The sequence below is a fragment of the Falsiroseomonas oryzae genome (assembly GCF_027856955.1).
In the GTDB taxonomy this organism is placed as follows: domain Bacteria; phylum Pseudomonadota; class Alphaproteobacteria; order Acetobacterales; family Acetobacteraceae; genus Falsiroseomonas; species Falsiroseomonas oryzae.
The window spans coordinates 1-1,881 of record NZ_JAPSMD010000701.1 but is presented as its reverse complement, the minus strand read 5'-3'; the positions used below and the strand labels follow the sequence as shown (position 1 = coordinate 1,881).

Below are 1,881 nucleotides of genomic sequence, written 5' to 3'. Positions count from 1 at the left end.
CCGCACGCCGCGCCGCTGCTGGTCCGGCTGGAGGCCGCCGCCGCGCGGCTGCGCCTGCCCGTGATGACGGAGCCGGTCTTCGGCGCCTTCGCCGCGCTGGAGGTGGCGCCGGACGCCGGCGACCTGCTCGCGCGGCTGGCCGCCCTGCCGCGCGCCGAGGCGGAGGCGACCGTGCTGCGCCTGGTGCAGGAGGAGATCGGACGCATCCTCCGCCTGCCGGCGGAGGCGGTGAAGATCGAGTCGCCCGTGGCCGGTCTCGGCCTGGACAGCCTCGGCGCGCTCGAGCTGCGCAGCTCCCTGGAAGGGCGGCTCGGCCGGCAGGTGCCGATCGCCGCGCTGTCCGAGGAGTTGACGGTCGCCGCCCTGGCGCGGCAGATCGCGTCGGCCGCGCTCGAGCCGGCGACGGAGGAGGCCACCCTCGCCGCGCTGGCCGAGAGCTTCGAGCCGACGACGGGAGCCGCGCGCGCGGCCGGGTAGCACAGGGGTCAGGCGCGGCATGGCGAGAGGTCAGTCCTTCGGTCTCTCCGCCTCCGCCCGCCTCGCACTGGTGCAGCGCCTGGCGCGCCGGCGCGAGGGGCAGGAGGCGCAGGCCGCCGCGGACCCGCGCGGCTTCACCGCCATCCAGAACCTGAAGGACTACGGCCTGCTGCGCGACGCGGCGGATGCCTTGGGCCTGGAGAGCCCGTTCTTCCGCGTGCACGAGGGCCGCGCCGGCGCCCGCAGCGTCACCGGCGGCCGTGCGGTGATCAACCTCGGCAGCTACGACTATCTCGGCCTGAACGGCGACCCGCGCCTGCACGCCGCGGCGGCGGAGGCGATGACGCGCTATGGCATCTCGGCCTCCGCCTCGCGCATGGTGTCGGGCGAGCGGCCGGTGCATCGCGCGCTGGAGCAGGCGCTGGCGGCGCATTACGGCGCGGAGGCGGCGCTGGTGCTGGTCAGCGGCCACGCCACCAACGTCACGCTGATCGGCCACCTGATGGGGCCGCGCGACCTGATCCTGCATGATGCCGCCATCCACAATTCCTGCGTCGAGGGCGCCAAGCTCTCCGGCGCGCGGCGGGTGCCCTTCGCCCACAACGACCTGGCCGCCGCCGCGCGGGAGCTGAAGGCCGCCCGCCGCGGCGCGCAGCGCGCCCTGGTGGTGATCGAGGGCCACTACTCCATGGATGGCGACGTGCCGGACCTCGCAGGCTTCGTGCGCCTGGCGCGGGAGCACGATGCCTGGCTGATGGTGGACGACGCGCATGGCCTGGGCGTGGTCGGGCGCACCGGCAAGGGCGTGTTCGAGGCGGCCGGCGTCGATCCCGCCGAGGTGGACATCTGGATGGGCACCCTGTCCAAGACGCTCTGCGCCTGCGGCGGCTATGTCGCGGCCAGGGCGGACCTGGTGGACTGGCTGCGCCACACCCTGCCCGGCTTCGTCTATTCGGTCGGCCTGCCGCCGCCGCTCGCCGCTTCCGCCCATGCGGCGCTCGGCGTCCTGCAGGCGGAGCCATGGCGCGTGGCGAAGCTGCAGGCCAATGCGCGGCTGTTCCGCGATCTCTGCCGCACGCGCGGCCTCGACACCGGCAACTCGGCCGGGCTCGGCATCGTGCCGGTCATGGTCGGCAGTTCGGTGCGCGCGGGGCGCATCTGCGCGGCGGTGCTGCAGCGTGGCGTCAACGTGCTGCCGATCGCCTTCCCCGCCGTGCCGGAGGGCGCGGCCCGGCTGCGCTGCTTCCTCTCGGCCGAGCACGAGGAGGCGGACCTGCGCGCCGCCGCGGAGGCGCTCGCCGCGGCTGCCGAGAGCGTCGGTCCCGCAGAAGCGGGCGCGTGAGCGGCATCGAGGTCCGCCCGGTCGCCTCGCGGGCCGAGGCGCGCCTGTTCCGCGCGTTGCCG

Annotated in this window: 2 protein-coding genes; both read left to right on the top strand. The window is 75.7% G+C overall.

What is annotated here, in order from left to right:
- Positions 1 to 477, top strand: a 477-nt coding sequence (locus OZN99_RS30780; protein ID WP_270939013.1) for an acyl carrier protein, incomplete at its 5' end; no start/stop codon positions are given.
- A gap of 19 nt (positions 478 to 496) precedes the next feature.
- On the top strand, positions 497 to 1,819 hold the full coding sequence (locus OZN99_RS30775; protein WP_270939012.1) for an aminotransferase class I/II-fold pyridoxal phosphate-dependent enzyme: 1,323 nt from the start codon (positions 497 to 499) through the stop codon (positions 1,817 to 1,819).
- The last annotated feature ends 62 nt before the right edge of the window (positions 1,820 to 1,881 follow it).

What these genes read in the sequence shown, in the direction of transcription:
- OZN99_RS30775 (WP_270939012.1), top strand. Translation starts at nt 497, where the DNA reads ATGGCGAGAGGTCAGTCCTTCGGTCTCTCCGCCTCCGCCCGCCTCGCA.